Here is a 24,523-nt window from a genome sequence, read left to right as displayed (position 1 = left end):
TTGCGTCGACGGCAGGTGACGGGTGCGCCTTAATCCAGCCGTTCCACCGCGATCGCGGTCGCCTCGCCGCCGCCGATGCACAGCGCCGCCACGCCGCGCTTGCCGCCGCGGGTTTTCAAGGCGTTGAGCAGGGTGACCACCAGGCGCGCGCCGCTGGCGCCGATCGGATGGCCGAGCGCGCAGGCGCCGCCGTTGACGTTGAGCTTTCCGTGCGGCACGCCGAGTTCGCGCATCGGCGCCATGGCCACCACGGCGAACGCTTCATTGACCTCGAACAGATCCACGTCGGCCACCGTCCAGCCGGCCTTGTCCAGCACCTTCTGGATCGCGGCCACCGGGGCGGTGGTGAACCATTCCGGTTCCTGCGAGTGGGTGGAGTGAGCCACGATGCGTGCCAGAGGGGTGATCCCGCGCGCCTTGGCGTCGTCGCTCGAGAGCAGCACCACGGCGGCTGCGCCGTCGGAAATGCTCGAGGAGCTGGCGGCGGTGATGGTGCCGTCCTTGCGGAAGGCGGGCTTGAGGGTCGGGACCTTGTTGACGTCCGAGCGGCCGGGCTGCTCGTCGGCGTCCACCACCACGTCGCCCTTGCGGCCCTTGACGGTGACCGGGACGATCTCGCCGGCGAACGCACCGGAGGCCTGCGCCGCCTGCGCGCGCTTGACCGACTCGATCGCGAAGGCATCCTGCTCCTCGCGGCTGAACTGGTACTTGTCGGCGCACTGCTCGCCGAACACGCCCATGGCCTTGCCGTCGTAGGGATTGGTCAGGCCGTCGTAGGCCATGTGGTCGACCAGCTGGCCGTCGCCGTAGCGGATGCCGGTGCGGGCATTGACCATGTGCGGCGCATTGGTCATCGACTCCATGCCGCCGGCGACCACCACGTCCGCCGAGCCGGCCTTGATCAGGTCGTGGCCCAGCATGATCGCCTTCATGCCCGAGCCGCACACCTTGTTGATGGTGGTGCAGCCGGTGGCCACCGGCAGGCCGGCGCCGAGCGACGCCTGACGCGCGGGTGCCTGGCCGAGGTTGGCTGGCAGCACGCAGCCCATGATCACCTCGCTGACCTCGGCCGGCGCCACGCCGGACTGGTCCAGCGCCGCGCGGATGGCCGCCGCGCCGAGGGTGGGCGTCGGCACGCCGGTGAACTGGCCGAGGAAGGAACCGATGGCGGTGCGCTTGGCGCCGGCAATGACGACGTCGGACATGGGGATACTCCGCGAGGCTTGGGCGCGCCCGGCGCGCCGTGGACGATTGCCCATTATCGCAGTCCATGCGGCAGTGCGGCAAACCTCTGTATCACGCGCGCGAGGCTTGCGTTATGGGAGACTAGCCGACGGTTGCGGGCAAGGGTTCGCACGATCGTGCGGACGGCGCTCGCCAGTCATCGCTCGCGGGATCGAGGGGAGAGAAGGGATATGAACATTCAGGCAATGCGCCATCGGGACGTGGCGCTCGGGATTCTCGTGGCGCTGGGCTTGAGCGCGTGCGGCGGCGGCGGAGGGAATGTCCGGCCCACGCCGGTCACGCAGCCTCCCGCGCCCCCGCCGGCGCCGCCGCCGAGCTCCTCGGTGCCGCCGCCGCCGATCGATGCGCAGCTCTCGCTCACCAACACCTATGCGGCGCACAGCCTCGGTTATACCGGGCAGGGCGTGACCATCGGCATCGTCGACAGCGGCGTGATGCGCAACCACCCGAGCCTGGCGGGAAGGGTGGTCAAGGAGCTGATCTACGTCGATCCGCAGGCCAACAACACCAGCATCGACGACGTGGTCGGCCACGGCACCTGGGTTTCGGAGGTCGCCGCCGGACTGCCGGTCGGCAAGTTCGCGGGAGGCATCGCGACCGGCGCCACGCTGGTGTCGGCGCGCATCATCGCGGACAAGGAGCCCACCGACGACGGCTCGGGCAACGGCAACAAGGTCACCGCCAACGACGCGACGTTCTTCGGCCAGTCCCTCAATCCCGACCTGATCAGCAACGGCGTCCGCATCCAGAACAATTCCTGGGGCGGCATCTACTGGGACACCACCGACGCCTCGGTCAACCAGGCCTTCGGCAAGGCCTACGACGACTTCGTAGTCAACCATGACGGCCTGGTGGTGTTCGCCGCCGGCAACGACAGCAAGCCCAATCCGAGCACCATCGCCGCGCTGCCCAACCTGGCGCCGGAGCTGGAGCAGGGCTGGCTGGTCGCGGCGGCGGTCGACAGCAACCATCCGACCCAGCTGGCCAGCTACTCCAACGCCTGCGGCTCGGCGATGCGCTACTGCCTGGTCGCGCCGGGCAGCGTGATCGTCGCGGACAAGGACTATCCGAATCCGGACCCTTCCAAGAACTACTGGATCGTCGAGGGCACGTCCTTCGCCGCGCCGCAGGTATCGGGCGCCGCCGCGCTGGTGTGGCAGGCCTTCCCGTATTTCAACAACGACCTGGTGCGCCAGACCCTGCTGGGCACCGCCGACGACCTGGGCGCGCCCGGCCCGGATCCCGTGTTCGGCTACGGCATGCTGGACGTCGGCAAGGCGGTGAACGGCCCGGCCAGGTTCGACTGGGGCGACGTCACGGTTAACTTCACCGGCAGTTCGAGTTGGAACAACCCGATCTCCGGTGCGGGCGGGCTCACCAAGCAGGGCAGCGGCGCGCTAAACCTGACCCAGGACGCCAGCTACACCGGCCTCACCCACGTCGCGGGCGGCACGCTCTACGCCAAGGCATTGGCCTCGTCGGTGCAGATCGACGCGGGTGCCGTGCTCGGCTCGGCCACCGCCATCGCAGGCAGCGTGGTCAACGCCGGCGTGCTGACCGTGGGCAACACCAGCGTGAACGTGGGCGGCAGCTACACGCAGCCGTCCACCGGCCGGCTGGCGCTGACCCTGGGTTCGGCGCTGCACGTCACCGGCCCGGCTTCGATCGCCGGCGACCTGTACGTGATCGGCAAGCAGTCCAGCTACGTGGCCAGCGCGCACACGCTGGTGCTCGATAGCGCGGTCGCGCTGAGCGGCACCTTCAGTGCGATCGGTGCGGCCAGCAACGTGATGCTCACCGCCACGCCCGGCTATGACGCCAAGAGCGCCTGGCTGGACGTCACCCGCGCAGACGTGACCGCGATCCAGGGCATGAGCTACACGGCGTCTTCCTACAACGCGGCGCAGCGCGTGGAGGGCGCGTTCAACCAGCTGGATCAGCAGCTTTCGGCGAAAGGGGCCACTTCGGCGTCGGCCGCCAGCGGCTTCGTCGCCGGCGCGGCCGACCTGCAGCAGGCGGCCACGCTTTCCAGCGCGCAGCACTCGCTGGAAAGCCTCTCCGGCCAGCTGCACGCGGCCAGCGCGGCAATGACCTTCGAGGCGATCGACGCGGGCACGCGCGCGTTGTCGGACCGCTTCGACCGGCTGCTCGACCATGGGCAGGCCGGCGGCTGGATGCAGGACCTGGGCTACCACGGCGGCATGCAGCGCGCGGGTTATGGCAATGTCGGCGTGGACCTCTCCGGCACCCTGGCCGGGCAGGACATGCGCATCGGCAGCGACGGCGTGGCCGGTTTTGCGCTGAGCCAGGCGCAAGGCCTGGGCCGCCTCGCCGAGAGCGCCGACCAGGGCCGCAGCCATGCGCTCGAGGGCATGCTCTACGGCGGCGTGGTGCGCGGCAACGCCTACCTGATGGGGCGTGTCGGCGTCGGCAACTACCGGCAGACGATGCACCGCAACCTGGAACTGGGCCCGACCTTCGCCGGCGTGGCCAGCGACAGCCACGGCCACTACGACGTGGCCTACGGCGAGAGCGGCTACCGCACCTCGCTGGGCGCCTTGACGGTCACGCCCTATGCCAGCCTGCAGTACGCACGCATCGACAGCAGCGGTTTCAACGAGCCGGGCGCCTACGGCTTCGGCCTGAAGGCCAACGCCGGCAAGGTCGAGCGCTGGCAGGCCGGCGTCGGCGTGCGTGCGCAGCGGCAGTGGACTTTTGCCGGCGGCGGCAGCCTGGAGCTGCAGACGCACCTGGCCTGGCAGCGTGCGTTTGCCATGCGCGGCGACGTGTTCGACGCCAGCTTTACCGGCGTCGACCAGTGGGCACCGCTGGGCGGCATCGGCCTGTCGCGCTATGGCGGCGTGGCGGGCATGACGCTGGACTGGGCGATGTCCCCGCGTGCGGGCGTTTCCTTCGGCCTGGACCAGCACTTCGCCCAGCGCGAGCACGGGAGCATGGCGACGCTGGCCTATCGCCTGTCGTTCTGACCACCGCGCGGGCCGTCCTGCACCTGGCGCACATGCGCGGGTGCAGGAGCGGCCCGCGTGCTATCTGGAGGGCTGCGAGCCGAGCAGGCGGCCATTGACGCGCTGGCCGTAGAGCGACATGGAGGTGCCGTGGAAGCCCTTGCGGGTAGCGGCGAGATCGCCGGTGTAGCGGGGATCCTGCGGGCGCTCGTGGGCGTCCATGAACATCGCCACGTCCCATGCGTCCTGGTCGCTCAGCCTGCCGCCAGGGTCGAGCGGCATGTCGGTGTCGTGATGGCTTCCATCAGCTTTGCCGATGGCGGACGCAAAAAGGCCCGCCGAAGCGGGCCTTCGCCGAACAACGCCTTGTGGGTCACTCACGCCTTGCCGTGGAACAGTTCGCGCCCGATCAGCATGCGCCGGATCTCGTTGGTGCCCGCGCCGATCTCGTACAGCTTGGCGTCCCGCAGCAGCCTGCCGGCCGGGAACTCGTTGATGTAGCCGTTGCCGCCCAGCGCCTGGATCGCCTCCAGCGTCACCTTCACCGCATTGGTGGAGGCATTGAGCAGGCACGCGGCCGGATCGATGCGCGACTTGATGCCGGCGTCGAACTGCTGCGCCACCAGGTAGGCGAAGCCGCGCGAGGACTGCAGCGCGGTGTACATGTCGGCGACCTTGGCCTGCATCATCCCGAACGTGCCGATCGGCGCGTTGAACTGCTTACGCTCGCGCACGTAGGGCAGGGTGAGGTCCAGCGCCGCCTGCATCAGGCCGAGCGGGCCGCCGGAAAGCACCAGGCGCTCGGTATCCAGGCCGCTCATCAGCACGCGCACGCCTTCGTTGACCTCGCCGACGACGTTCGCGGCGGGGATCTCGCAGTTGTCGAACACCAGTTCGCAGGTGTTGGAGCCGCGCATGCCGAGCTTGTCCAGCTTCTGCGCGGTGGAGAAACCCTTCATGCCCTTCTCGACGATGAAGGCGGTCATGCAGCGGCTGCCGGCGGCGCGCGGCGCGGTGCGCATGTAGACCAGCAGCACGTCGGCGTCGGGGCCGTTGGTGATCCACATCTTCGAGCCGTTGGCGACCCACACGTCCCCTTGCAGCTCGGCCTTGCAGCTCATCGAGCCGACCACGTCGGAACCGGCACCCGGCTCGCTCATCGCCAGCGCGCCGACGTACTCGCCCGAGCACAGCTTGGGGATGTACTTGCGCCGCTGTTCCTCGCTGCCGTTGTGGAAGATGTTCTGCACGCACAGGTTGGAGTGCGCGCCGTAGGACAGGCCCACCGAGCCGGAGGCGCGGGAGATCTCCTCCATCGCCACCATGTGCGCCAGGAAGCCCATGCCGGTGCCGCCGTATTCGGTCGGGATGGTCATGCCGAGCAGGCCCATCTCGCCGAACTTGCGCCAGAGGTCTTCGGGAAAGTGGTTCTCGCGGTCGATGCGGTCGGCGCGCGGGGCGATCTCCTTTTCCGCGAAGGCGTGGACGCTCTCGCGCAGCAGGTCGATGTCTTCTCCGAGCGGGAACGGGCGCATCCGGGAACTCCTTGGGTGTGAAAACGGATTTTAGCGCGCGGCGTGTTGGAGCTGGTGAGGGCCTCCGGTCCTTCGACTCCGGTGCTGCGCGCCTACGCTCAGGGTCAACGGAGAAAAAGCGCCGTTCGCGCTGAGCGTAGCCCGCAGGGCGAAGTCGAAGCGCCTGCCTCAAGCCTCATGGGCGAATTCCTCTCCCTCCGGGAGAGGGGCCGACAGGCGGGTGAGGGTGCGGGCGGAGCGGAATGCCCGGCAGTACCGCACCCTCACCCCACCCCTCTGCCGAGGGGGAGAGGGGCTCAAGCAAGGTCCAAAGAAAAAGCCGCCCCAAGGCGGCTTTTTCCCCAAACCAGGGCGAGCCTTACTGCCCCCGCATACGCCCCTGGAAGCGCGTGCCGCCGTTGCCCATGTGCGGCAGCTTGATGCGGCCGATGGACTCGATGCGCTCCTCGGCAAGACGGTCGGCCGCCTTGTAGGTCGGCACGTTCTGCGTCTTGGAGATCTCGAAGATACGGCCCAGGTTGTAGTAGATCGTGCGCATCATGCGCATCGCGCGCTCGCGGTTGTAGCCGTCGATTTCCAGCGACACGTTCATCACGCCGCCGGCGTTGACCGCATAGTCCGGCGCGTACAGCACGCCGCGGCGGTTCAGCTCGTCGCCGATGGCGTCGGTGGCCAGCTGGTTGTTGGCCGCGCCGCAGATGATCTTGGCCTTGATGCGGTCGATGGTCTGCTCGTTGAGCGTGCCGCCCAGCGCGCAGGGCGAGTACACGTCGGCGTCGACGTCGTAGATCTCGTCCAGGCCCACGGCCTCGCAGCCCAGTTCGTCGACGCAGCGCTGCACCGCATCCTTGTTGATGTCGGTGACGAACACCTTGGCGCCCTGCTCGCGCAGCAGCTTGATGAACTCGGAGCCGACGTGGCCGGCGCCCTGGACGGCGTAGCTGTACTTGCCCACGTCCTCGTTGCCATGCTTGAAGTTCAGCGCGGCCATCAGGCCCTGCAGCGTGCCGTAGGCGGTGAACGGCGAGGGGTCGCCCGAACCGCCGTGCACCTGGTGCACGCCGGTCACGTACTCGGTCTCGCGGAACACGTATTCCATGTCGTTGACGTCGATGCCCACGTCTTCGGCCGTGATGTAGCGGCCGTTGAGCGAGTTGACGAAACGGCCGAATGCACGGAACAGCGCCTCGGACTTGTCCTTGGACGGATCGCCGATGATCACCGCCTTGCCGCCGCCCAGGTTCAGGCCGGCCACGGCGTTCTTGTAGGTCATGCCGCGCGACAGGCGCAGCACGTCGTTGACCGCGTCCTGCTCGGTCTTGTACGGCCACATGCGCAGGCCACCGAGCGCCGGGCCCAGCACCGTGTTGTGGATCGCGATGATGGCCTTCAGGCCGGCGTCCTTGTTGTGGCAGAAGACGACTTCTTCGTGACCCGTCTTGGCGATGGTTTCAAAGATCATTGGAACGATGACTCCACGAGATGGATGGATGCCACGGGGGATGGCATCCCGCAGAAAGGTGGCGGGCCGATCCAGCGCGGCCCTGCGAACCGGCAGAAAACGCTTGAAAGTCAAAGCCCCGGCATGGGCCGGGGCGGTGGATTTAAGTCCGCTAGTTTAGTACGTCGGGGCCGGTCAGGTTTCTGCGGCGCAGCAAGCGCGGTCCGCCGGCCCTGGCGAGCGTGCGGAGCTGGCGTCCCGGTCGCAAGTTGTTGCCTATTCAGCGGCTCACAGCCGGCAGGCCGGGTCGTGGCCGCTCGCCCGCGCCTGTTCGTACACCGGCAGCAATTGCTGCGCCTGCTGCCCCAGCACCTGCGCGCGCTTGTTCGGCGCGGGGTGGGTGGAGAGGAAGGTCGGCGTGCCGCCGCTGCCCTGTTTTTCCATCTTGTCCCACAGTGTCACCGCCGCGCGCGGGTCGAAGCCGGCCTTGGCCATGTAGCGCTGGCCCAGCGTGTCGGCCTCGGCCTCCTGCGTGCGCGAGAACGGCAGCAGGATGCCCACCGCCGCGCCGGCGCCGAGCAGCGCCGCCACGTTGCCGGCATCGCTGCCGCGACTGCCGGCGTAGATCGAGCCGGCCGCCACCGCCGCCTGCGTGGCCATGTTGTCCGACACGCGTTCGGCGCCGTGCCGCGCGACCACATGCGAGAGCTCGTGCCCCAGCACCACGGCGAGCTGGTCCTGGTCGGAGGCGACCTTGAACATGCCCTGGTTCACGCCGATGCGCCCGCCGGGCAGGGCGAAGGCGTTGGCCGTCTTGTCATCGATGATCTGCACCTCCCACTGCTGCGTGTTCCAGGGCGGCGGCAGCACCGCGACCAGCGCGTTGGCGACGCAGGTGGCGTAGGCGCGCTCCTGCGGCGCATTGGCGAACTTGCCCTGCTGGCGCATCTGGTTGAACGAGGCCAGGCCCATCTGGCTCATCTGCGAGTCGGACACCATCATCAGTTGCGAGCGGCCGGTGGGCGAGGTGGCGCAGCCGGCGAGCAGGGCCGCGGCGACCGCGGCGGTCAGCATGCGGGATTTCATGGTCGTTTCCTCCATGGCGGGCAGCATCCGAGCATAGCCTCCGCGGGCGGGCAGGGCGGATGAAACCCTGCAAAGAACGAACGATCGTGCTATTTTTCGTGCATGACCACCGCCACCCCGCCACCCAAGCGCCTGGCCACCCGCGAACTCATCCTCGAACACGCCTACGAACTCGCCCGCGTGGGCGGCCTCGAGGGCCTGTCGATCGGCACGCTGGCCGCCGACGTGGGCATGTCCAAGAGCGGCGTGTTCGCGCACTTCGGCTCGCGCGAAGACCTGCAGCTGGCCGTGCTGGATGCGGCCGCCCGCCGCTTCATGGAGCGCGTGCTGGTGCCGGCCCTGTCAGCTCCGCGCGGCCTGCCGCGCCTGCGCGCGATCGTCGCGCAGTGGAGCGAGTGGGGCCGCGAGCACCAGAGCGGTTGCGTGCTGCTCACCGCCGCCGGCGAGTACGACGGCCGCGAAGGCCCGCTGCATGACGCCGTGGTGGCGCAGCAGGCGGGCTGGCGCGGCGAGCTGGAAAAGAGCGTCGGCCAGGCCGCCGCCGAAGGCCACCTGCGCGCCGATACCGATGCGCCCCAGCTCGCCTTCGAAATCTATGCGCTGATGCTCGGCCTGCACCACGACGCGGGCCTGTTCGGCTTCGCGCAGGCCAGCCAGCGCTTGTCCGCCGCCTTCGAGCGCCTGTGGCGCAGTTGGCAAGCCTAGCCGTTGGCAAGCCCAGAGGAGTCGATCATGTCCACCGTGATGCGCCGCCCCGGCCTCGTCGCCCGCTTCAGGCTCGCCACCGTACGCACGAGCTTTGCGCTGGGCGGCCGGCTCGCGCCACGGCGCACGGCCGACCGTGCCGCGCGCCTGTTCGCCACGCCATTCGCCAGCAGCCGCGCCCGTGCACGCGCGGTGCAGCCGGATGCGGCCATGCGCCGCGAAACCCTGGCGCTCGACGGCGAGACCATCGCCACCTACGTCTGGGGCGACCCGTCCACGCAGCCGTACGCGCTGCTGGTGCACGGCTGGTCCAGTTTCGGCCTGCGCTTCCTGCCCTGGGTGGCCAGGCTGCGTGCGCTGGGCTACGCGGTGGTGTGCTTCGACCAGCCCGGCCATGGCCTGAGCAGCGGCCGCTACTGCTCGCTGCCCGAATTCGCCGACACCTTGCGCGCGGTGGGAAGCCATTACGGCAACGCGGAACTGGCGATCGCCCACTCGCTCGGCGGCGCCGCGCTCGCGCTGGCGCAGGGCGAGCAGTGGCAAGCGCGGCGGCTGGTGCTGATCGCGCCGGCCGCCGACATGGACGCCGCCGCCACCCGCTACTTCCGCTTCGTGCGCCTGGGCGAGCACCTGCGCCAGCCGTTCTATGCGTGGCTGGTCCGGCGTACCGGCCTCAGCGTCCATGACCTGCAGATGCACCGGCACGTCGCCGCGCTCGGCCAGCCCGGCCTGATCGTGCACGACCTGGACGATGACGAGGTGCCGTGGGACGAAGGCGAGCGCTATGCCCGCCACTGGCCCGGCGCACGCCTGCTCACCACCCAGGGGCTGGGCCACCACCGCGTGCTCGACGCGCCACAGGTGATCGAGGCCGTGCTCGCTTTCGCGCAGGACGAAACGGTGGGCGAACGGGTGGTGGCCTCCGCGAACCTGCCCTTCGGCGTGGCCTGAACGTCATCACGGCCGGACACGGCGGCTTGAGCCCGGCTTAACCCACGGCCGCGCAGAGTCGGCGGGCGCTGCCGCAAGCGGCGGCGCATCCTTCGAGCTCATGAGGAGTGAAGCCGTGACTATCCAGACGATTTCCAAGGCCGCGGGTGGCGCGCTCGCGCTGGCGTTGTTCGGCGCGGTGGCAATGCCGCTCGCGGCGCAGTCCGCGGTCGGCGACACGACGGACGCATCCTTCCAGAGCCTGGATGCGAACCACGACGGCCACCTCTCCCGCTCCGAGATTCCCAAGAGCATGACGCTGCTGCGCAGCCGTTTCTCCAGCTACGACCTCAACCAGGACGGCTACCTGGACCCGCAGGAATTCGCCGCCGCCAAGGCGGCGATAAAGGGCGGCGCACCGGCCGCGGGTGCCCAGGGGGATTCGCCGCGGCAGCCGCCGCCCCATCCGCCGGGCGGTTGATCCCGCGTCGGTCGTGCGGCGCCCGGGCCATTACAGGGAACGCGCGAGGCGGCGGACGCCTTCCTCGATGGCCCGTTCGTCGACGCCTCCGTAACCCAGGATCAACCCGCTTGCGTGCACCGGCCCGCGATAGCACTGCGATAGCGGCCTGACGGAAACGCCGGCCAGCGCGGCGCGGCGCGAGAGCGCGACGTCGTCGACGCCTTCGGGCAGCAGCCCCGCCAGTTGCATGCCCGCCTCCGCCCCCACCACCTGCAGCCTGCCCGGCAGGTGCCGCCCGATGGCCTCCAGCAGCGCCGCGCGCCGCGCCGCGTACAGCACGCGCATGCGCCGGATGTGCCGCGCAAAGTGCCCCTCGCGGATGAAGTCGGTCATCGCGCGCTGCGGCAAGGTCGGCGAGCAGGTGTCCAGCGCGTCGCGCGCGGCGCGGAAGGCGTCCGCCAGATCCCGCGGCACCACCAGGTAGCCCAGCCGCAGGGCAGGGAACATCACCTTGCTGAAGGTGCCCACGTAGATCACCCGCGCATCGGTATCCAGCCCTTGCAGCGAAGTGACCGGCTTGCCGCCGAAGCGATACTCGCCGTCGTAGTCGTCCTCGACGATCCAGCGTCCCTCGCGCGAGGCCCACTGCAGCAACTGCATGCGCCGCGCGGCACTCATCGTCACGCCCAGCGGGAACTGGTGCGAGGGCGTGATGTAGACCATCCGCGCATCCGGCCCGCGGCGCACGCCCTCGGCCACGTCCAGGCCGTCCGCGTCCACCGGCACCAGCACCGCCTGCGCGCCTACCGTGGCCAGCGCCTGGTGGGCGCCGGGGTAGCCCGGCTCCTCCATCCACACGCGGTCGCCGGGATCGAGCAGCACGTGGGCGCACAACTGCAGGCCATGCTGGGCGCCGGTGGTGATCATGACCTGCGAGGCATCGGCCCGCACCGCGCGCACGGTGCGCAGGTAGTCGGCGATGGCCTCGCGCAGCGGCAGGTAGCCCAGCGCGTCGCCGTAGGCCAGCGCGCCCACGTCCGTCTGGCGCGCATGGCGGCTGACCAGGCGGGACCAGACGCCGTGCGGGAACGCATCCAGCGCCGGCAGCCCCACGCGGAATGCGCCCTGGCTGTCGAGCCAGGTCTGCTCCGGCCCGGCCATGGCGGCCGCCCGAGCAGCCACGCGGCGCGCGGGCGCATCGCCGTGGTCGGGCGCGCTGGCCCGGCGCCGGCGCGGCGGCGTCGGCACGTCCTCCCGCGGGATCGCGCCGGCCACGCAGGTGCCGGCGCCGGTGAAGGTTTCCAGGTAGCCCTCCGCGTGCAGCTGCTCGTAGGCGCTCAGCACCGGCAGGCGCGAGACCTTCAGCTCGCCGGCGAGCGCGCGCGTGGACGGCACGCGCTCGCCGGGCCGCAGCTGGCCCTCGACGATGGCGCGCCGGAACCAGTCCGAAAGCTGCCGGTAGATCGGTGCGCCGCCCTCCGTATCGAGCGCGATCGGCGGCAGCAGGCTGGCGGATACGCGTTTCATGCGGGGCTTCCCAAAGTGGTCATGCCGAATCATAGCCATGTGGCTATTCGTGCGAGCCACTAGCCGGCCTAAGCTTCGCCCATCGGAGCCATGACGGAGGCGGGGCGTGGAGAGCGGTGGGCAAGCGAAGTGGATGCGGCTATGGCGGCCGCGATCCTTCCTGCGATGGCTGGGGGCGTTCGCCTGGCTCGCCGCCGCCACGGCGTTCGCCCAGGACGCCGTGCGCCAGTCGCGCGACGACGCCTGGTGGACCGGGCCCATGCTCGCCAACTCCGCCGAGACGCTGCCGCGCGGCCACGTGCTCGTCGAGCCCTACGTCTACGACGTGCAGACCCGCGGCAACGACGGCTTCGGCTCGCGCGCCTACGTGCTCTACGGCCTGACCGACGACCTCACCGTCGGCGCCATCCCGATCATCGGCTACAACGCCATGCACCACGGACCGAACAGTTCCGGCATCGGCGCCGGCGACCAGATCCTGCAGGCGCAGTACCGGCTCACCCGTTTCCACGAGGGCAGCTGGTTCCCCACGCTCGCCATCATGCTGCAGGAAGCCGTGCCCACCGGCCGCTACGAGCGCCTGGCGCGCCCGGCCGACGGCATGGGCGGCGGCGCCTGGGCGACTACCCTGGGGCTGAACGCGCAGAGCTACTTCTGGATGCCCAACGGCCGCATCCTGCGCATGCGCTTCAACGCCACCTGGACCTTCGCGCGCCACGCCGACGTCGAGGGCGTGAGCGTGTACGGCACCGGCCCGACCTTCCACGGCCGCGCCACGCCGGGCGACGCTTTCTACGTCGCCACGGCGTTCGAATACAGCCTCACCCGCCGCTGGGTGCTCGCGCTCGATCTCACCTGGAGCCGCAGCTCCGCCACCCGCGTGACCGGTTACGACGACCCGCTCGGCCTGCCGGCGACACCGGTGCACGCGAGCTCCGGCCGCAGCGAGGCCTTCGGCTTCGCGCCCGCGGTGGAATACAACTTCAACGCCAACGTCGGCGTGCTGCTGGGCGTGCGCGTGATTCCCGGCGGGCACAACGTCACCCGCTCGGTCACGCCGGCGATCGCCATCAACTACGTGCACTGACATCGGCTCGGGCGGCTGCCTCCGTCGTTGCCCGCAACGGGCAGGGGTGGCCAGGACGTCCCGCCACGGTTTCGACAGCGGCGGGGGGATGGTCCCCGCGCCGGCAGGCATTCCAACCAAGAGGGTGACCACCATGCATGCAAAGAGGATCTTCCGGGCGTGCCTGCTCGTGCTCGCGGCGACGATCGGATGGCAGTCGCCATCGGTCGCGGGGACGGCAAAGGGCGAGGACCAGCAGCACGCCTTCGATTTCCACTTCGGCACGTGGAAGACCGAGATCAAAAGCCGGGACGTCACGCCGTCGAGCGTCGGCGAATGGGTCAAGTTCAACGGCACGGTGATCGACCAGCCCCTGTGGAACGGCAAGGCCAACCTGGAGAAGATCGAAGCCTCCGGCCCCGGCGGCCACTTCCAGGGCCTGACGCTTTTTCTCTACGACCCCAGGTCCGGGCAGTGGAGCGAGCAGTTCGCGGGCAGCGATGACGGCACCATGCAGGAGCCGACGTACGGCGAGTTCAAGGATGGCCGCGGCGTGTTCCATGGCTGGACCGAGTCCGGCGGCAAGAAGGTCCTCGAGCGCGACATCTGGTCGAACATCACGCCGGACTCCTACCACTACGAGATCGCGTCCTCGTTCGACGGCGGCAAGACCTGGGTCACCAACTTCGTCGCGCAGCTCACCCGGCTGAAGAAGGCCCCCGACTACGACACGCACTACACGCCCGGCACCGGGCCGGAGCACGACTTCGACTTCAACATGGGTCGCTGGTCGACCCGGATACAGGCGGTGCCGCATCCGCTGTCCTCGCCCGCCGCCAAGAGCAGCCTGGGCGGAACCCATGAGGCTTATCGCGTGTGGGACGACTGGGCCAACATCGGCCAGCTCGAAGTCGATGGGCCCGGCGGGCACCGCATCGAGGACCTCGCGCTGCGCCTGTACGATCGCAAGACGCGGCAGTGGCGGGTCTACCTCGCAAACAGCACTTCCGGCACGCTCGACGCCCCGGTGGTGGGCGAATTCAAGGATGGCGTGGGCACCTTCGTCGGCATGGACGAGGTCGACGGAAAGGCCGTGCTGACCCGCAACGTCTGGTCGGACATCACCGCGAAATCCTGCCGGCAGGACTGGGCCATCTCGACCGACGGAGGCAGGACCTGGGTGTCCACCTGGACCTCCACCGACAGCCGGGGCGGCTGACCCGACGGCGCGCACCGGGGCGCGATCCGCCTCCCGGCGCGCAGCTTCGCGCCCTCTCCCCACTGAGGAGAGGGCTGAGGAGAGGGCTGGGGGGTGAGGGGCAAGGCTTGCGGGCAAACCCGGCCGAAGCCTGTGGTGAAGCCTGGTCACGGGGAATCTCCTCGCGAGCTGCACCCGCCACGGCCGATCCACCCTCCTGCACACCAGCCGGCACCCGACCGGCGCGCGCGCGCAAGCAGCCCCACCCGCCCCGACTCCCCGCGCCCTTAACCCCGATCCACTAGAATCCAGGGGTTCAGAGCACCGATGTCGGAGTCCCCCATGAGTTCCCCCGCCAGCCTCGTTCCCGCCGCCGCCGCGCAGGCCGAAACCACCCCGCTGCGTTTCGTCACAGCCGCCAGCCTGTTCGACGGGCACGACGCGGCGATCAACATCATGCGCCGCATCATCCAGGCCCAAGGCGCCGAGGTGGTGCACCTGGGCCACAACCGCTCGGTGGAAGACGTGGTGCGTGCCGCGCTGCAGGAAGACGCCGACGCCATCGCGCTGTCCTCCTACCAGGGCGGCCACGTCGAGTACTTCAAGTACATGGTGGACATGCTGCGCGAGCGCGGTGCCTCGCACATCCGCGTGTTCGGCGGTGGCGGCGGCACCATCACCCCGGAGGAAATCCGCGAGCTGCAGGGCTACGGCGTCGAGCGCATCTATCACCCCAACGACGGGATGAAGATGGGCCTCACCGAGATGATCGAGGACGTCATCAAGCGCACCCGCGCCGCCCAGGCCCAGCGCCTGAAGGCCGAGCAGCCGGGCGTGCCGAAGGTCGACATCGACGACGAGATCTCCGTCGGCCACATGCTCACCGACATCGAGGAGTCCCGCCTCGGCGAGACCGAACTGGCGCATCTGCGCAAGGAATGGGACCTCGCCGGCCGCAAGACCCCGGTGCTCGGCCTCACCGGCACCGGCGGCGCCGGCAAGTCGAGCGTGGTCGATGAACTCCTGCTGCGCTTCCTGCACGCCTTCCCCGACATGCGCATCGCCGTGCTCGCCGTCGACCCGACCCGCCGCCGCTCCGGCGGCGCGCTGCTGGGCGACCGCATCCGCATGAACAGCTTGCGCTCCAAGCGCGTGTACATGCGCTCCATGGCCACTCGCCGCCAGCACATGGCCACCAACGAGGTGCTCAAGGACTGCATCGCCTTCCTCAAGAGCCAGCCCTACGACCTGGTGATCGTGGAAACCGCCGGCATCGGCCAGAGCGACTCGGAGATCGTCGACCTGGTCGACTTCCCCATGTACGTGATGACCAGCGACTACGGCGCGGCCAGCCAGCTCGAGAAGATCGACATGATCGACTTCGCCGAGCTGATCGTGCTCAACAAGTTCGACAAGCGCGGCGCCGAAGACGCCCTGCGCGACGTGCGCAAGCAGTGGAAGCGCAACCGCACCGCCTTCGCCCTGAAGGACGAGGACGTGCCGGTCTACCCGACCATCGCCAGCCAGTTCAATGACCCGGGCGTGACCTGGATGTTCGCCAACCTGTGCCGCCTGCTGCGCGAGAAGAAATGGGGTCAGAGTCATTTTTCGAACGGGGGCGCGGGCAAGAACGACGGGCATGAGTCGAAAAATGACTCTGACCCCATTTCTTCCCCCCACCCCATCGGCAGCCCGAACTGCAATTTCCAGCCCCAGCTCGACACCTCGCTCAAGGAACCGCGCGCCACCGTGCTCATCCCCGGCAGCCGCGTGCGCTACCTGGCCGAGATCGCCGAGCAGGGCAGGGGCATCAACGCCTCCATCGCCCGCCAGGCCGAAGCCGCCAGCAAGGCGCAGCACTACTACGAATCGCTCAAGGAGCTGGGCGACCAGGCGTTGCCCAGGCCGCTGGACCGCTACCCGGTCGACAGCCTCAAGGCCGAGGGCGACCGCACCCTGACCCTGCTGCGCGAGCGCTACAACGAATCAGTGAAGGAACTCTCCGCCGAGTCCGTGCACCTGCTGCGTGACTGGCCGGCCCTGCGCGAATCGGTCACCAAGGACGTCAACGAATACCAGGTCCGCGGCAAGACCATCCGCGTCGAGAACTACCGCGTATCCCTGAGCCACCAGAAGATCCTGAAGGTCGCCCCGCCCAAGACCGACAGCTGGGGCGACCAGCTCCTCTTCCTTGGCAAGGAAAACCTCCCCGGCCACTACCCCTACACCGGCGGCGTCTACCCGTACCGTCGTACGGGCGAAGACCCCACCCGCATGTTCGCCGGCGAGGGCACGCCCGAGCGCACCAACCGCCGCTTCCACTACCTGAGCCAGGGCGGCGCCGCCACGCGTCTGTCCACCGCGTTCGACTCGGTCACCCTGTACGGCGAAGACCCGGCCCCGCGCCCGGACATCTACGGCAAGATCGGCAACTCCGGCGTCAACATCGCCACCCTGGACGACATGAAGAAGCTCTACTCCGGCTTCGACCTGTCCGCCCCCACCACCTCGGTCTCCATGACCATCAACGGCCCGGCGCCGATGATCCTGGCGATGTTCATGAACACCGCCATCGACCAGAACGTGGAGAAGTACCTCAAGGCCGACGCCGCCCGCTGGGCCGAGGCCGAAGAGAAAATCGCCAAACTCTACGAAGGCCGCCAACGCCCGCGCTACTCGGGCGACCTGCCCAAGGGCAACGATGGCTTAGGTCTTGGCCTGCTGGGCGTCACCGGCGACCAGCTCGTCGACGCCGACACCTACGCCCGCATCAAGGAAGAAACCCTGCACGCCGTGCGCGGCACCGTGCAGGCCGACATCCTCAAGGAAGACCAGGCGCAGAACACCTGCATCTTCAGCACCGAATTCGCCCTGCGCATGATGGGCGACATCCAGCAGTACTTCGTCGACCACAAGGTGCGCAACTTCTACTCGGTGTCGATCTCCGGCTACCACATCGCCGAAGCCGGCGCGAACCCGATCAGCCAGCTCGCCTTCACCCTCAGCAACGGCTTCACCATCGTCGAGTACTACCTCGCGCGCGGCATGAAGGTGGACGACTTCGCGCCCAACCTGTCGTTCTTCTTCTCCAACGGCATGGACCCCGAATACACCGTTATCGGCCGCGTCGCCCGCCGCATCTGGGCCCGCGCCATGCGCGAGCGCTACGGCGCCAGCCCGCGCAGCCAGATGATGAAGTACCACATCCAGACCAGCGGCCGGTCACTGCACGCGCAGGAGATCCAGTTCAACGACATCCGCACCACGCTGCAGGCGCTCTACGCCCTGTTCGACAACTGCAACAGCCTGCACACCAACGCCTACGACGAGGCCATCACCACGCCGACCGAAGAAAGCGTGCGCCGCGCCGTGGCGATCCAGATGATCATCAACAAGGAACTGGGCCTCAACTTCAACGAGAACCCCTGGCAGGGCAGCTACGTGGTCGAGGAGCTGACCGACCTGGTGGAAGAGGCCGTCTACAAGGAGTTCGAGGCGATCAGCGAGCGCGGTGGCGTGCTTGGGGCTATGGACACCATGTACCAGCGCGGGAAGATCCAGGAAGAGTCGCTGTACTACGAGCACAAGAAGCATGATGGGTCGCTGCCGTTGATCGGCGTGAATACGTTCCTGGCCAAGGAGCATGGCGGGGAAGTGGCCACCGAGATCGAGCTCATTCGCTCCACGGAGGAGGAGAAGGGGCAGCAGATTGCGAATGTGCGGGCGTTTGGGGAGGCGCGGAATTCGCTGGCGCCGGAGAGTCTGAAGCGGTTGCAGCAGACGGCGCGGGAGCGGAAGAATGTGTTTGAGCAGTTGGTTGAGGCGGTGAAGTACAACTCGTTGGGGCAGATTAGTCACGCGTTGTATGACGTGGGTGGGGAATATCGGCGGAACATGTGACTAGCCTTGGATCATCAGACGTGGGCAACTCCACATACCTGCTGCAAAAGGATCTGCGATGAACATGACCGTACCAACCCGTAGCAGCTACACGGTGTCTGATTTCGTTGATTGGTCACATGCTGCCTCTCTTATCATTTCGCCAAAATTCCAGCGAAGAGGTGTCTGGAAGACCCCGGCAAAGTCTTACCTAATCGATACGATAATTAAGGGATATCCGGTACCGCCGATCTACATACGGGTAGGCCAAAGCTTAGATAAAAAAAAGACGATCCGAGAGGTGGTGGACGGGCAGCAGCGCATTACTTCCGTTCTTGATTACGTCCGGGGACGTTTTGCGCTATCTAAGAGTGTGGTCCCGGACTACGCAGGTCAAAGGTTCGATGACCTCCCTGGGGATGTGCAAGACAGGATCAGGAACTACAGTTTCATTTGCGAGGTATTCCTGGGTATTTCTGACGACCAGGTCTTGGAAATCTTCCGCAGAGTCAACACCTATTCTGTCGCGCTTAATAACCAAGAGCTTCGAAATGGGCGCTGGTTTGGGGAGTTCAAAGAGACCGCCTATGCGCTCGCCTCAAAGTATTTGACGTTCTGGCGCAACAACAAAATATTCTCCGAACAAAAAATAGCTCGCATGGCAGAGGTCGAGCTGACCAGCGAGCTTTTGATAGTCTTAATCGATGGCGTCCAAGATAAGAAAAAGTCAATAGACTCTTATTACGAGCGGTTCGATGAGACCTTTCCGGACCGAGAAAAGATTGTTAAGCGGTTCGAAAGAGTGATTGCAGAGATTGGCGAGAACTGCCCGTCGCTTTCTGATACCGCGTTTTCAAGGCCGCCCTTGTTTTACTCCCTATTTGCGGCTCTCGCACATCGTCTTTATGGAGTCTCAAACATGAGCGTTAAACGGAAGCCTACCAGCACTCTGTCTTCTGGCGAGGCCGAGCGCTTGGAGGTGACGCTGATTGCCCTAACCGAGGTAATCGAGTCTTCCGCTGATGGCTCAGATCTGTCCGAACGTGAGGCAGCATTTGTTGCTGCTTCTCAGAGGCAAACTGACAACATTAAGCCACGCATGACTGTAATAAAAGAGGTGTATCAACGCACTTTTCATTGAGGTGACAAGGAATGCCGCGCTCAATGCCTGACCTTTCAGGCGAGTTCGCAAGGCGAGTACGTTTAGCTGCCGAACTGGCGAGGAAGCTTGAGATTGCGAGAGGGCGTCTTTCGGGTCGTTCTGATCGAGCGCTTCTTCATCCAGAAAGGCTTGAGTTGGTATATGAGATGGCGTTTTTTCGGTGCTATCTGGCGTGGGAAGAATTCCTAGAGCAAGCTTTCATTAGGTACCTCGCTGGTTATATTAGCCCTCTATATGCTCCCGTCGCTGCGCCAGGGAAAAGCTTATTTGCTGGCCTCGTGTCCGCTAGGCAGGCATATCTCAGTGGCAAGCAATACAAGCTTTGGCATGATCCTTTGATAGTGGTTAATCGCACGCGAGGGTTCCTCGCAGGGTGCCCAATTGAGACGGTTATTCAGTCGGCTATTTCTGATTTAGACCTTTACGCTAAGGTTCGCCACCGCATCGCTCACGCGCAGGAGAATGCCAAGGCGAACTTCGATGCCGCGTGCGTTACGTTACTGGGGCATACAATCAAAGGTTCCAAGCCCGGAAAATTATTGCGGAGCCGCACCCCTCTTGTTGCTGGTGGAGCAACCCGAACCTGGTTGGAGGATATATCGAATGTCTATGTCGCTCTAGCCGCTCAAATTGCTTAAAGCATTGGGGCTGGCGTCTGACCTAAGAATGGAACGACCGGGGCGATGAGTTTAAATGTAAATTATCTGTATCACTACTTTTATCACTGGGATGAGCGGCATGCCGCCCCATCCTTAGAAATTCTGCGGGCCTTCGTCGGCGGCATCGAAACAGACATTGCGAACTCGATAGTTGAATTCCAACGAGCCGAGTTTGAGACGGAGGTTATCGAGGTTGACGATGAGATACCGCCTCTGGTCGTTAGTTTTTTCCACGGCCTCGATGATGCTTCTTGGGATCTAGACGAGCTCTTCCTCAAGCACTATCCGTCTATGCGCCGTAGCTCGACACTGCTAATCATTGTCGCCTCCTTAGAAGACGAGGTGAATTTGCTGTGTCATAACGCGAAGCGGCATAGGAAGTATGAGATTTCCTTCCAAGACCTGACCGGAAATGGCCTGCATCGCGCCGTGGACTATTTGACAAAAGTTTGCGGGTTGCAGGGAATAAAGCAGGCGGACTCGTGGTCCGAGCTGATGAGAATATGTCAACTGAGGAACAAGATTGCGCACGCTGGCGGAAAGATCAAAAAGGGCGATGCCATATTGAGCTACATCGATTCGAGGGCAGACTTATCGACCGCTAGCATTTATCGACTGTACGAAGACACCCGCATCAATCTCGAAAAAGGATATCTTGAGCACGTCTTAGGTACTATCGCGGTCTTCTACAGGCACCTGGGTGATTGCATCAGAACAGTTAAGTGGGACTGAAAAATCTCAAGGCTCTATCCATCGCCGATGAGCGCTTTGCTGCCTGGATCTTGCAGCTAACCCGGTTTTTGAAGGTCGCCGTTCAACTTGGAGGAGCTTATGTTTTGGGAGGTGTTTCTCGCCACGTTGGGCTCTATTGGGGGAGCCACGGTCGTTGTTGGAGGGCTCTCTCTATTCTTAAGTCGAGTCTGGGCCGAGAGAATCAAGCGGGCAGCCATCGCAAAGTTTGATCAAGAATTAGAAATTTTGAGATCCGCGAATACAAAAGCACTTGAGGCGTTCCGGGCAGAGGCTGCCGCGTATCTCGGAGAGCGGAAGGCTTTTACTCAATTTTCTGCGGCTTTTTATCAAAAATTCTTCGAAAAGCGCGTGTCTGTCTATGAAGAGCTTCTTCGTCTCATAAACGCCTATCGAAAGAAAATGCGTGAAGATTTTCTCACAGATGAGCTAGAGATATGGCACGAGCAGTACGTTGAATCTTACCGTGCTTTTCGGGACTACCTAACGAAAGACCAGTTGTATATCTCGAACCAGGCCGAGGCCGCTTTTGAAGAGCTACGGTCCGCCATTTCGCCCTACCTTGCCAGCGCGGATAGAGAGGAAGCAATCCGGAGTAGTTTGGACGAAGATATCGACAGTTTGCACAATGCGCGCCGAGAGCACGAGGATCGGGCTCTTCGCGATACTTCAGGTCTAATGGAAAAGCTTATTTTGCAAATCCAAAGCGACGTCTCAAAGATGCGGGCGCGTATTGAAATGGACGTTGCTCCGCGGATCTAGCTATATAACCCGGGCAAAACCCGGGTCAGAGTGCACTTTCCGCTAGCTGGCGGGTGCCGCGGCAGCTCGGATAGGACGCACAGCCCCAGAATTGTTCGTTGGTTCGGCGGTTGGCCCGTCGCTGCATTTCCTTGCCGCACTTCGGGCAAGTTGGCCCCGTCCCTGGCACGTCGGACGCGCGCGCTTGGGGCGCTGGGCTGGCAGGGGTGGTCTGCACGTCGCGGACCATGTCGAGCAGGGCCGTGCCTGTGATCAAAAAAAGGGGTCAGGTTCATTTTTCCTCAGTGGCGGGAGGCTTTCGTGGCCGACCGCGGGAGCGGACGGTCGCCGCTCGCAACGTGAGTGCCTCGACCTGCTGACGGAAGCGGTCGCTTCCCCAAGCGCTCTGCTGCTGGGTGTGCTGGCGTAGTTCGGACCACTCGGCATCGTCGAATGTGTCGAAGAACTAGAGCGGAGAAAAGGTGCCAGGGACAATTTCTGACGGGGGAGGGGGTGTTGGGCTGAGGGCCGGCGCGGGGTTCGCCGATGGCGGCGGGAGCGGAGCATGGGGATGCTGGTCGCATGGCCAGACTTCCGCGTTTCGATCTTCCTGGGGTTCCGCAGCACGTCGTGCAGCGCGGCAACAACCGGTTGCCATGCTTTCTGGATGACGGTGACCGGCAGCGTTACCTGCAGTGCCTGCGCCAGGCCCTGTTGCGCTTCGGCTGCCGGCTGCATGCGTACGTGCTGATGAGCAACCACGTGCATCTGTTGCTCACGCCCACGGAGAGAGGCGCGGTATCGCGGCTGATGCACACCTTCTCGCGGAACTACGTGGGGCTGTTCAACGGGCGGCACGGGCGCACCGGGACGCTATGGGAAGGGCGCTACAAGGCATGCCTGGTCGATTCCGGGCGTTACTTCCTGGCCTGCAGCCGCTACATCGAACTCAACCCGGTGCGGGCGTGGATGGTCGGGCACCCGGTGGAGTATCCGTGGTCCAGTTTTGCCGCCAACAGCGGTGAGCGCACCGACTCACTGGTGACGCCGCATCCGGAATATCTGGCTCTTGGTGCGGATCCGGCAGCGCGTGCATCCGCCTACCGTGAGCTGTTCGCGCAATCGCTGCCCGATGAACTCGTCGGCGAGATCCGCAGCTACCTCGCGCAGCAAAAAGCGTTGGGAACCGATCGTTTCCGTGCCTGGGTGGAGGCGCGCACGGGCCGCTTCGCTGGACTGAGGCCCGTTGGTCGGCAACCCACCCGATGAATTGTCCCTGGCACCTTTAGTCCACCTTTAGTCCAACTCGCGGGCCCGACGCGTTCGCATGCGGCGACCTCCGAGGCCCCTTTCGAGTCGCGTGTTTTCCACAGGAACGGAAAGGTAACCTGCCAGGGAGGATGCTGCGGGATGCACATCTGCGCACCGGCCGGAGGCCAAGATCATGATCAGCCAGAGTTATCAGTACCCGCTTCACGGGCCGCACAGCACGTTTGTCGAACGGTTGTTGCGTCTGGGCCGGCAGCTCGGTCTTCTTGCCTTCCCGGCCGAGGCCACCGCCATGAGCCGCCGCCATCGAATGATGTTCACGATGGATGAGCATCGCCGCCATCGTAGGCCAGCAGCGTCGGGCGATGATCTGGTTCCACCGGCGGCGGCTGCCGTATCCCAACCGACGCAGTTCGGTCCACTTTGCTTCGCGGTGGCGACCCTGGGGCCCGAGGCATTCCCGGTAGCTCCCGGGGAATCGGCCAGAGACGTGCGGATCGACGGCCGCCTCCGGCTGGAGCGGGCGCATCTGGCCCTGGACCTTCAATATCGCGAACGCGTCCGCTCGTGTCGACTGAATGACAGGGACGCCACGCACCGTGTCCAGGACCGCAAGCGGCAGATCAGGCTTCTGGACGAACTGCGCCATCCCTGAGATGGATGGTGCCACTGGCCTTTTGCTGGCAGGGAGCCGGCGGAGACTGCTGCGGTAGGGTTCCGCCCGGAGGGTGGGTCTGTTAATTCCCTTATCTCTTCTCGTTCTGTCAGCTTAGGCGTCGAGAGCTCCGTCCCTTTCGCTTCTGTCTGGATCGGGAAAAGTCCCGGTTCGAGGCGTATTACGTCGAGCGGCTTGATTCCCCAGACGCCCGTCGTATTCGTCGCCCCCGAGCTTCCTGGACGCATCTTCGTAAATGAAGGCTCGAAGGAAATCCTGGATAAAGGCATCGCTGGAAACAACATCACCGGGATGAGCTTTCGTCGGGCTTCGCTGGACTGAGGCACGTTTGGTCGGCAACCCACCCGATGAATTGTCCCCGGCACCTTTAGCCTGCACCTTTAGCCTAGCCCTGCCGCAGGCACGCATCCATGCGCGCCTGCGGCATCGGCTGACACCCTCACATGGCAGGCACGTGCCAGTCGTAGGCGAAGCCGTCGGTCACGTAGCGGGCGCTGCCGTTCTCGATGTTCAAAATCCCGGGTCAGCAGAAAAGGGTAAAAATGGGACGGAGGGAATTAAGCCTCGTCCAGCAAGCGCTCGGAGCGCGCCGGTCGTGCTGAGGGGCGCGGACACGGGCCGGACCTGGGCGTCCAATATCGGCAAGCCGACGAGCGGCTTTGGTCTGAACTGCGCCGACTGACGACGCCGCTCAAGCACGGCGATGGTTCGGCCAAGGAAGGCGGCGCGGTGGTGATGGACGTCGCCCCGACGTTCCGCTCGCCAGGCCATGACGCGCTGGTGGCTCGTTCGGGCGTCCGTGGATGTGAGCTCGATGCCCGCGAAGCGTCGATCGGCCCGGAATTGACCGGCATCAATATCGCGGCGTCCGCGCGCGGGGAGGATGGGTCATCCCGACAGGAGAGCCGACCATGGACGAAGCGATCCGGCGCAGGATCCTCGACCTGCTCGACACGCACCGCATCATGACGGTCGCCACGCTGCGGCCCGACGGCTGGCCGCAGGCCACCACCGTAGGCTACGTCAACGAAGGCCTGGTGCTGTACTTCCTGTGCGGGCTGGACAGCCAGAAGGCCCGCAACCTCGCGCGCGACGACCGCGTGTCGCTGACCATCGACCATGACACGCCGGACATCATGGCTATCGCTGGCCTGTCCATGGCCGCACGCGCGACGCCGGTGCTCGATGCCGGCGAGGCCGAGCGAGTCCTGCCGTAAGCTCCCCC

At 65.8% G+C, this 24,523-nt stretch carries 21 protein-coding genes; 14 read left to right on the top strand and 7 right to left on the bottom strand.

Annotation, left to right across the window (positions count from 1 at the left end):
- Nucleotides 1–29: 29 nt before the first annotated feature.
- Nucleotides 30–1,205: a thiolase family protein gene (locus VGU65_RS11020; protein WP_327475643.1), complete on the bottom strand. Its 1,176-nt coding sequence runs from the start codon at nucleotides 1,203–1,205 to the stop codon at nucleotides 30–32.
- A gap of 210 nt (nucleotides 1,206–1,415) precedes the next feature.
- Between VGU65_RS11020 and VGU65_RS11015 the strand changes: the two genes are divergently transcribed.
- Complete coding sequence (locus VGU65_RS11015) at nucleotides 1,416–4,232, top strand: S8 family serine peptidase (RefSeq protein ID WP_327475641.1); 2,817 nt, start codon at nucleotides 1,416–1,418, stop codon at nucleotides 4,230–4,232.
- Nucleotides 4,233–4,292: 60 nt separating this feature from the next.
- On the opposite strand, the gene VGU65_RS11010 is transcribed toward VGU65_RS11015, so the two are convergent.
- From VGU65_RS11010 to VGU65_RS10995, 4 genes are all read right to left on the bottom strand, one after another.
- The gene (locus VGU65_RS11010; RefSeq protein WP_327475639.1) at nucleotides 4,293–4,493 is read right to left on the bottom strand and encodes a hypothetical protein; all 201 of its coding nucleotides are present in this window, start codon (nucleotides 4,491–4,493) and stop codon (nucleotides 4,293–4,295) included.
- A 95-nt stretch (nucleotides 4,494–4,588) separates the two neighbouring features.
- Nucleotides 4,589–5,746, bottom strand: coding sequence for an isovaleryl-CoA dehydrogenase (locus VGU65_RS11005; protein ID WP_327475637.1), 1,158 nt, complete (start codon nucleotides 5,744–5,746; stop codon nucleotides 4,589–4,591).
- A 358-nt stretch (nucleotides 5,747–6,104) separates the two neighbouring features.
- Nucleotides 6,105–7,208, bottom strand: coding sequence for a Glu/Leu/Phe/Val dehydrogenase dimerization domain-containing protein (locus tag VGU65_RS11000; RefSeq protein ID WP_327475635.1), 1,104 nt, complete (start codon nucleotides 7,206–7,208; stop codon nucleotides 6,105–6,107).
- Nucleotides 7,209–7,475: 267 nt separating this feature from the next.
- Nucleotides 7,476–8,273 (bottom strand): M48 family metallopeptidase, encoded by a 798-nt coding sequence (locus VGU65_RS10995; RefSeq protein WP_327475633.1) that lies wholly within the window; start codon nucleotides 8,271–8,273, stop codon nucleotides 7,476–7,478.
- Between the two features lie 102 nt (nucleotides 8,274–8,375).
- On the opposite strand from VGU65_RS10995, the gene VGU65_RS10990 reads away from it, so the two are divergent.
- The 3 genes from VGU65_RS10990 (at nucleotide 8,376) to VGU65_RS10980 (ending at nucleotide 10,389) form a co-directional block, all read left to right on the top strand.
- Nucleotides 8,376–8,978, top strand: a complete 603-nt coding sequence (locus VGU65_RS10990; protein WP_327475632.1) for a TetR/AcrR family transcriptional regulator — start codon at nucleotides 8,376–8,378, stop codon at nucleotides 8,976–8,978.
- Nucleotides 8,979–9,005: 27 nt separating this feature from the next.
- Complete coding sequence (locus tag VGU65_RS10985) at nucleotides 9,006–9,929, top strand: alpha/beta hydrolase (protein WP_327475631.1); 924 nt, start codon at nucleotides 9,006–9,008, stop codon at nucleotides 9,927–9,929.
- A gap of 115 nt (nucleotides 9,930–10,044) precedes the next feature.
- A complete protein-coding gene (locus tag VGU65_RS10980; protein WP_327475630.1) occupies nucleotides 10,045–10,389 on the top strand; it encodes an EF-hand domain-containing protein in 345 nt (114 codons plus the stop codon).
- A gap of 30 nt (nucleotides 10,390–10,419) precedes the next feature.
- Here the strand turns inward: VGU65_RS10980 and pdxR are convergent, their stop codons facing one another.
- The gene (gene pdxR / locus VGU65_RS10975; RefSeq protein ID WP_327475628.1) at nucleotides 10,420–11,898 is read right to left on the bottom strand and encodes a MocR-like pyridoxine biosynthesis transcription factor PdxR; all 1,479 of its coding nucleotides are present in this window, start codon (nucleotides 11,896–11,898) and stop codon (nucleotides 10,420–10,422) included.
- Between the two features lie 106 nt (nucleotides 11,899–12,004).
- Between pdxR and VGU65_RS10970 the strand changes: the two genes are divergently transcribed.
- The 7 genes from VGU65_RS10970 (at nucleotide 12,005) to VGU65_RS10940 (ending at nucleotide 21,374) form a co-directional block, all read left to right on the top strand.
- On the top strand, nucleotides 12,005–12,985 hold the full coding sequence (locus VGU65_RS10970) for a transporter (RefSeq protein ID WP_327475626.1): 981 nt from the start codon (nucleotides 12,005–12,007) through the stop codon (nucleotides 12,983–12,985).
- A gap of 133 nt (nucleotides 12,986–13,118) precedes the next feature.
- A complete protein-coding gene (locus VGU65_RS10965) occupies nucleotides 13,119–14,183 on the top strand; it encodes a hypothetical protein (RefSeq protein WP_327475624.1) in 1,065 nt (354 codons plus the stop codon).
- 321 nt (nucleotides 14,184–14,504) lie between these two features.
- A complete protein-coding gene (locus tag VGU65_RS10960; RefSeq protein ID WP_327475622.1) occupies nucleotides 14,505–18,062 on the top strand; it encodes a methylmalonyl-CoA mutase family protein in 3,558 nt (1,185 codons plus the stop codon).
- A gap of 58 nt (nucleotides 18,063–18,120) precedes the next feature.
- Nucleotides 18,121–19,182, top strand: coding sequence for a GmrSD restriction endonuclease domain-containing protein (locus VGU65_RS10955; RefSeq protein ID WP_327475620.1), 1,062 nt, complete (start codon nucleotides 18,121–18,123; stop codon nucleotides 19,180–19,182).
- A gap of 23 nt (nucleotides 19,183–19,205) precedes the next feature.
- Nucleotides 19,206–19,841, top strand: a complete 636-nt coding sequence (locus VGU65_RS10950) for a hypothetical protein (RefSeq protein WP_327475619.1) — start codon at nucleotides 19,206–19,208, stop codon at nucleotides 19,839–19,841.
- Between the two features lie 45 nt (nucleotides 19,842–19,886).
- A complete protein-coding gene (locus VGU65_RS10945) occupies nucleotides 19,887–20,594 on the top strand; it encodes a hypothetical protein (protein WP_327475618.1) in 708 nt (235 codons plus the stop codon).
- 99 nt (nucleotides 20,595–20,693) lie between these two features.
- Entirely contained in the window at nucleotides 20,694–21,374 is a 681-nt protein-coding gene (locus VGU65_RS10940) for a hypothetical protein (protein WP_327475617.1), read from the top strand.
- A gap of 25 nt (nucleotides 21,375–21,399) precedes the next feature.
- On the opposite strand, the gene VGU65_RS15665 is transcribed toward VGU65_RS10940, so the two are convergent.
- Entirely contained in the window at nucleotides 21,400–21,603 is a 204-nt protein-coding gene (locus tag VGU65_RS15665; protein WP_414655820.1) for a topoisomerase DNA-binding C4 zinc finger domain-containing protein, read from the bottom strand.
- Nucleotides 21,604–21,935: 332 nt separating this feature from the next.
- On the opposite strand from VGU65_RS15665, the gene VGU65_RS10935 reads away from it, so the two are divergent.
- The 3 genes from VGU65_RS10935 to VGU65_RS10925 all read left to right on the top strand — a co-directional run bounded on the left by VGU65_RS10935 (nucleotide 21,936) and on the right by VGU65_RS10925 (nucleotide 24,515).
- Complete coding sequence (locus tag VGU65_RS10935; RefSeq protein ID WP_327475615.1) at nucleotides 21,936–22,622, top strand: transposase; 687 nt, start codon at nucleotides 21,936–21,938, stop codon at nucleotides 22,620–22,622.
- Between the two features lie 175 nt (nucleotides 22,623–22,797).
- A complete protein-coding gene (locus VGU65_RS10930) occupies nucleotides 22,798–23,277 on the top strand; it encodes a hypothetical protein (protein ID WP_327475613.1) in 480 nt (159 codons plus the stop codon).
- Between the two features lie 932 nt (nucleotides 23,278–24,209).
- Nucleotides 24,210–24,515, top strand: coding sequence for a pyridoxamine 5'-phosphate oxidase family protein (locus VGU65_RS10925; RefSeq protein ID WP_327475611.1), 306 nt, complete (start codon nucleotides 24,210–24,212; stop codon nucleotides 24,513–24,515).
- Nucleotides 24,516–24,523: the final 8 nt, after the last annotated feature.

Source organism: Frateuria sp., assembly GCF_035943815.1.
Classification (GTDB): domain Bacteria; phylum Pseudomonadota; class Gammaproteobacteria; order Xanthomonadales; family Rhodanobacteraceae; genus Frateuria_A.
This window is presented reverse-complemented; position numbering and strand designations above follow the sequence as displayed.